Raw genomic sequence first — 5,470 nt, 5'->3', positions numbered from 1 at the left:
CGACGGCGGGTACGGCTGGCTTCCTTATGACTACGTGCGCGCGGGGCTCACCTCCGACTGGTGGTGCCTGATCCGCGCCGACTACCTCGATCTCACCGATTTCTCTCAGACATAAAGGAGACGAACATGGCTGACGACAAATCAAAGCGTGGCGGCGCTGATCGGCGAAAGGTTGCAGGCGGCGAGGGTTACGAGGTTAATTACTTCGCCCGCAAGCACGGAATCACGAAGGATCAGGCCGAAGGTCTGATCAAGAAGGTTGGCAACGACCGTGAAAAGCTGAACGCGGCCGCCGCAAAGCTCAAATAGGCTCGCCGCAACGTTTACCCTCGTGTCGTCGGTCGGAACGACTCCCGGCTAGCGGGAGTCTATACGGGATGAGCGAGGAGGCCTGACCCTGTGGCGCGCGTCGTCACCAAAACGTCCCCAGCGCGCGGGGGCGGTGCGTCGCCGCGGAGCGGTTCAGCGCGTGCGATGAAACCACCCCCCTTCCGGGCGGTGCAACTCGCTCAGCTCGTCGACAGCGTACCACCCGGCTCGCGCTGGCTCCACGAGATGAAATATGACGGCTATCGCCTGCTCGTTGCGGTCGGCACCGGCGAAGCGCGGGGGTATACGCGATCCGGACTCGACTGGTCCGAAAAGTTCGCAGGCATCGTCGAAGCCGCTCGTGCCCTTAAGGTGCGATCTGCCCTAATAGACGGCGAGGCCGTGGTGCTCGAGCCCGACGGCCGCTCCAGCTTTCAGGCGCTTCAGGGCGCCTTGAAGGGAGCGCCCGGCTCGATCGACTATTTCGCTTTCGATCTGCTCGAGCTGGACGGCGAGGATTTGACAGGCCTGCCGCTCACCGAACGAAAGGCGAAGCTCCGCGCGATCATTCCGGAGGGTCGCGATCGGCTGCGCTATTCCGAACACATCGTCGGCAATGGCGAGAAGCTGCTGCACCAGTTCTGCGACGCCGGCCTCGAAGGCGTCATCTCCAAGCTCGCTACTGGCAAATATGTGGGCGCGCGCTCGGGCGGTTGGCTCAAAACAAAATGCATTAAGCGACAGGAGTTCGTGGTCGTCGGCTGGACACCGTCCGACAAGTCCCGCTCCTTCCGCTCGCTGATCCTTGGTGTGCATGAGAAGGGCGAGCTACGCTACGCGGGAAAGGTCGGCACGGGCTTCGATACCGCCGAGCTGCTGCGCCTCATGCAAATCATGGCCCCGTTGGAACAGACATCACCCACGGTGAAGGCTCCGCGGGCGGAGGTGCGCGGGGCGCATTGGCTGAAGCCCAAGCTGGTCGCAGAGATTGCTTTTACCGAGATGACCAACGAGGGGACGCTGCGCCATCCGAGCTATCTCGGCCTGCGTGAGGACAAGAAGCCCGAAGCCGTGGTTCTCGAAACCGAGGCGCCCGTCGCCGAGCTGTCGGCGCCCGCGACCAGCACCGTCAAGATCAGCAACCGCGATCGCATCATCGACCCGGATTCCGGTATCACCAAGGGCCAGCTTGCCGACCATTATGCGGCGGTTGCGCCGATCATGCTGCCATGGGTCGGATCACGCCCGATCAGCCTGGTGCGCTGTCCGCAGGGCCGCGCCAAGAAATGCTTCTTCCAGAAGCACGACGCCGGCAGCTTCGGCGACACGGTCAAGCATGTCGGCATCCTGGAGAAGGACGGGCACGAGGAGCCCTACCTCTATATCGATACCGCCGATGGCCTCCTGACCTGCGTCCAGATGGGCTCGATCGAGTTCCATGGCTGGGGCGCGCGGATCGAGGACGTCGAGAAGGCCGACCGCCTCGTGTTCGACCTCGATCCCGACGAGGGGCTCGACTTCGAGGCGGTGCGCACGGCAGCCTTCCACTTCCGTGACATCCTCCAGCAGATTGGACTCGAGACGTTCCCGATGGCGACGGGAGGCAAAGGGATCCATGTCATTGCTCCGCTCGTGCCAAAGGCCGAATGGCCAGAGGTGAAGGATTTCGCGCACCGGCTGGCGCAGGCGGTTGCGCAAAGCGATCCGGAGAATTTCACCGCCGCGCTACCCAAGGCGCAGCGCAAGGGACGGATCTTCGTCGATTATCTGCGCAACCAGCGCGGCGCGACCGCCGTGATGCCTTACAGCGCGCGGGCGCGATCGGGTGCGCCAGTCGCCGTGCCGATCACATGGAAGGAAATGGAAACGATCGACACGCCGGCCCACTGGCATGTCGGTGACGGGGCCGAGTTGGTGAAGCGCGCCGGGTCGAAGGCGCTTGCCGGCTGGGGTCGTGCCGATCAGGTCCTGCCTGATCTATGAAGGTCGCGACCTATAACGTGAATGGCATCAACGGCCGGCTGCCGGTGCTGTTGCGCTGGTTGGAGGAGGAGCAGCCCGACATCGTCTGCCTCCAGGAGCTGAAGGCGCCTCAGGAGAAGTTTCCGGAAAAGGCGATCCGCGATTTAGGATATGACGCGATCTGGCACGGGCAGAAGAGCTGGAACGGCGTTGCGATCCTCAGCCGCGTCGGCGAGATCCACGAGACGCGGCGCGGCCTGCCGGGCGATCCAGACGACAGTCACAGCCGCTACATCGAGGCGGCGGTCAACGGCATCCTGATCGGTGGCCTTTATCTGCCGAATGGCAATCCGCGACCGGGCCCTAAGTTTGACTACAAGCTTAGATGGTTCGAAAGGCTGATCGAGCACGCTGCGGGGCTGCTGGAGAGCAAATTGCCGGTCATGCTGGCGGGCGACTTCAACGTGATGCCAACAGATCTCGACGTCTATAAGCCGGAGCGCTGGCTGGATGACGCACTCTTCGCGCCGGAGGTGAAAGCGGCTTATTTTCGGCTGCTCGATCAAGGCTGGACCGATGCGCTGCGCACGATCCACCCCGGCGAGGTCATCTACACCTTCTTCGACTATTTCCGAAACGCATATACCCGCAACGCGGGACTGCGCATTGACCATCTGTTGCTGAGCTCGACGCTCGCGGAGCGGCTTGTCGACGCACAGGTCGACCGTCATGTTCGCGGCTGGGAGAAGACGAGCGACCATGCGCCGGTCTGGGTCGAGCTGGCCGACAAGCCCAGCCGTCGCCGCAAGCCGGCGGCAGCAGACTACGCGGGAGCACCGCTTTGAAAGTCGAGAGCTTTGTGCTGGCCGCGCATGACTGGGTGCCCAATAATCCGAGGCTCCCCGTCCTTCTTTATCGAGGGGTCGTCGAGGCTGCGGACCACGAAGGAACCGCTCAGGCTTTCGAGGAGCTCTTCGAGGATAATGGCTGGCCGTCGCAATGGCGCGATGGCGTCTTTGACTATCACCACTATCACTCCACGGCACACGAGGCGCTCGGCGTCGCGGCCGGCTCTGCGACGCTGACGATCGGCGGACCGGGCGGCCGAGACGTGCATGTCGAGGCGGGCGACGCATTGGTCCTGCCGACCGGAACCGGCCACCGGAGCATTGAGGCGAACGACGATTTCCTCGTCGTCGGCGCCTATCCAGATGGGCAGAAGTGGGACATCTGCCGTGAGCCGCCGAACGAAGCTGCGCGTAAGCGGATGGCCGATCTGCCTATCCCCGGCGCCGATCCAGTCCAAGGCCGATGGGGACCGTTGGTCGAGATGTGGCGATAACAGCGGCTCCCGCGCTGGATGCCGCGCGGCTTAGCGCAGCTGGCTGTCCTTGCTGCCGCGGCGGTTGATGCCGACGTTGCGGACAGTCGCATCGCGTTTCGACTGGCAGGCCACGCACGTGCGCGTGCCCGGTAGCGCCGCACGTCGCGCGGTCGCAATATCCTCGCCGCAATCGTCACACTCATCGCTGCCTTCGCCCATAGGCATCATGACGCGGGCGCGCTTGACGGCGTCCATTACGGTATCGTCGATCTGATCTTGCACGGCACCGTCGCGGGCCCAACCATTCGCCATTTTGACCTCAATCTGTCCGGCGGTTTCAAGACCTTAGATGGGAAGTGGCGTCTGAAATACAAAGTGGGACGGACTGCGCCGACTCGCCGCCGCCGAGCCCTCAATCGCGGAAACAAAACCCTTCACTAGGGCATTCAAGAGGCATGAGTGCCGCGTCTCCATTTGCTGTCGTTGTCGATGACGATCCCATCATTCTGATGAGTGCCTGCGCTATCGTCGAAGATGCGGGATTCACCGCGCTCGACGCCACGACCGTCGCGGAAGCGATCGCCCATTTCGAGGGCCAGGGCCGCTCGATTGTGTTGCTCTTCACGGACGTTCAGATGCCCGGTGGGCGCAACGGCTTCGAACTGGCGCGGGAAGTCGCGGCGCGGTGGCCAGAGACAACCATTCTCGTGGCGTCTGGCAACTGCAAGCCCGAGCTCGGCGAACTGCCCGAGGGAGCTGTGTTTTTGGGCAAGCCGTTCAGCGCCGCACTGGTCTATGACAGCATGCTGGCACTCCTGCCTGACGGGCAAACTCCCGCGGCGCTTCGTGAAATTCGCGCCACAGAATTGAGAAGAACGGGCAATCCCGATCTCGCCTAGTATGTACGGCACGCGATGCACTATATGATGCGCGCTCGGTGAGTTGGTCGATACCGCGTGCGGACCCCGCAGGGCGGCGTTACGACCGATCGAAAGTGTATGCGTGACCGACAGATCCGTGCCTAGCGACGGTAACCGCGGAACCAACGATGTCGCGACGGGCGGGCTGTCGGCGGATACGACGTCCGAGGCCCAGGCCTGGCTCGCCGCGATCGTCGAGAGTTCTGACGATGCGATCCTCAGCAAGACCCTCGACAGTATCATCCTCACCTGGAATGCGGGGGCCGAACGGCTATTCGGCTACACGGCCGAGGAAGCGATCGGACGATCGGTCACGATGCTGATTCCCGAAGATCGATTGTCGGAGGAGGACCATATCCTCGGCCGTCTGCGCGCCGGCGAGCGGGTCGACCATTTCGAGACGATCCGCCTCCATAAGGATGGATCGCTCATCGATGTTTCGCTGACGATCTCGCCGGTGCGCAACGCCGCGGGCGAGGTTATCGGCGCGTCGAAGATCGCGCGAGACATCAGTGAGCTCAAACAGTCGCGGAGCGGACAATCAATCCTGCTTCGCGAGATGAACCACCGCATCAAGAACATCTTTAGCGTGATTGGCGGCCTGGTTGCGTTGAGCAGCCGCGCTAGCGACGGCCAGCTGGGTAGGGCGATTCTCTCGCGTTTGGAGGCGCTCGGACGCGCCCATGAACTGACACTGCCTGACCTGTGCAGCGACACGGTTACCGAGAAAACGACCAGCTTCGCCGAACTCCTGCGGACGATCGTGGCACCTCATGAACTGGATGAGGAGCGCGTTTCTATCCATGGCGAGGATGTCTCCTTGTCGGGGCCAGCGCTAACGTCGATCGCGCTCCTGCTTCACGAACTCACGACTAACGCCGCGAAATATGGCGCCTTTTCCACGCCAGGCGGCCGGCTTCACGTCGTGATGCTGAGCGATGGCGACACGTTCCAT

7 protein-coding genes are annotated in these 5,470 nt (G+C 62.9%); 6 read left to right on the top strand and 1 reads right to left on the bottom strand.

Annotated features, from left to right (window positions below; genetic code table 11):
• Window positions 1–126 precede the first annotated feature (126 nt).
• The 4 genes from JOZ79_RS11880 to JOZ79_RS11865 all read left to right on the top strand — a co-directional run bounded on the left by JOZ79_RS11880 (window position 127) and on the right by JOZ79_RS11865 (window position 3,613).
• A complete protein-coding gene (locus JOZ79_RS11880; RefSeq protein WP_294074389.1) occupies window positions 127–309 on the top strand; it encodes a DUF3606 domain-containing protein in 183 nt (60 codons plus the stop codon).
• 165 nt (window positions 310–474) lie between these two features.
• Window positions 475–2,292 (top strand): DNA ligase D, encoded by a 1,818-nt coding sequence (gene ligD / locus JOZ79_RS11875; RefSeq protein WP_294074387.1) that lies wholly within the window; start codon window positions 475–477, stop codon window positions 2,290–2,292.
• Entirely contained in the window at window positions 2,289–3,116 is an 828-nt protein-coding gene (xth, locus tag JOZ79_RS11870; protein ID WP_294074385.1) for an exodeoxyribonuclease III, read from the top strand. Before ligD ends, xth begins: the two co-directional genes overlap by 4 nt.
• On the top strand, window positions 3,113–3,613 hold the full coding sequence (locus tag JOZ79_RS11865) for a cupin domain-containing protein (protein ID WP_294074383.1): 501 nt from the start codon (window positions 3,113–3,115) through the stop codon (window positions 3,611–3,613). The genes xth and JOZ79_RS11865 overlap by 4 nt, the downstream gene beginning before the upstream one ends.
• Before the next feature lie 30 nt (window positions 3,614–3,643).
• Here JOZ79_RS11865 and JOZ79_RS11860 read toward each other — a convergent pair whose 3' ends face one another.
• Window positions 3,644–3,907 (bottom strand): DksA/TraR family C4-type zinc finger protein, encoded by a 264-nt coding sequence (locus JOZ79_RS11860; RefSeq protein ID WP_294074381.1) that lies wholly within the window; start codon window positions 3,905–3,907, stop codon window positions 3,644–3,646.
• A 143-nt stretch (window positions 3,908–4,050) separates the two neighbouring features.
• On the opposite strand from JOZ79_RS11860, the gene JOZ79_RS11855 reads away from it, so the two are divergent.
• Together JOZ79_RS11855 and JOZ79_RS11850 are read left to right on the top strand one after the other, a co-directional pair.
• The gene (locus tag JOZ79_RS11855) at window positions 4,051–4,494 is read left to right on the top strand and encodes a response regulator (protein ID WP_294074379.1); all 444 of its coding nucleotides are present in this window, start codon (window positions 4,051–4,053) and stop codon (window positions 4,492–4,494) included.
• A 103-nt stretch (window positions 4,495–4,597) separates the two neighbouring features.
• Window positions 4,598–5,470 (top strand): PAS domain S-box protein (locus JOZ79_RS11850; protein WP_294074378.1); only part of this gene is annotated, 873 nt, incomplete at its 3' end.

It is taken from the genome of Sphingomonas sp., assembly GCF_019242355.1.
In the GTDB taxonomy this organism is placed as follows: domain Bacteria; phylum Pseudomonadota; class Alphaproteobacteria; order Sphingomonadales; family Sphingomonadaceae; genus Sphingomicrobium.
Note: the sequence above shows the minus strand (reverse complement) of the source record. Positions and strands in the feature narration are given on the sequence as shown.

Bases quoted from the DNA above. Each gene is read 5' to 3' on its own strand.
- xth (WP_294074385.1), top strand. From the start codon at position 2,289: ATGAAGGTCGCGACCTATAACGTGAATGGCATCAACGGCCGGCTGCCG.
- JOZ79_RS11860 (WP_294074381.1), bottom strand. From the start codon at position 3,907: ATGGCGAATGGTTGGGCCCGCGACGGTGCCGTGCAAGATCAGATCGAC.
- ligD (WP_294074387.1), top strand. From the start codon at position 475: ATGAAACCACCCCCCTTCCGGGCGGTGCAACTCGCTCAGCTCGTCGAC.
- JOZ79_RS11880 (WP_294074389.1), top strand. From the start codon at position 127: ATGGCTGACGACAAATCAAAGCGTGGCGGCGCTGATCGGCGAAAGGTT.
- JOZ79_RS11855 (WP_294074379.1), top strand. From the start codon at position 4,051: ATGAGTGCCGCGTCTCCATTTGCTGTCGTTGTCGATGACGATCCCATC.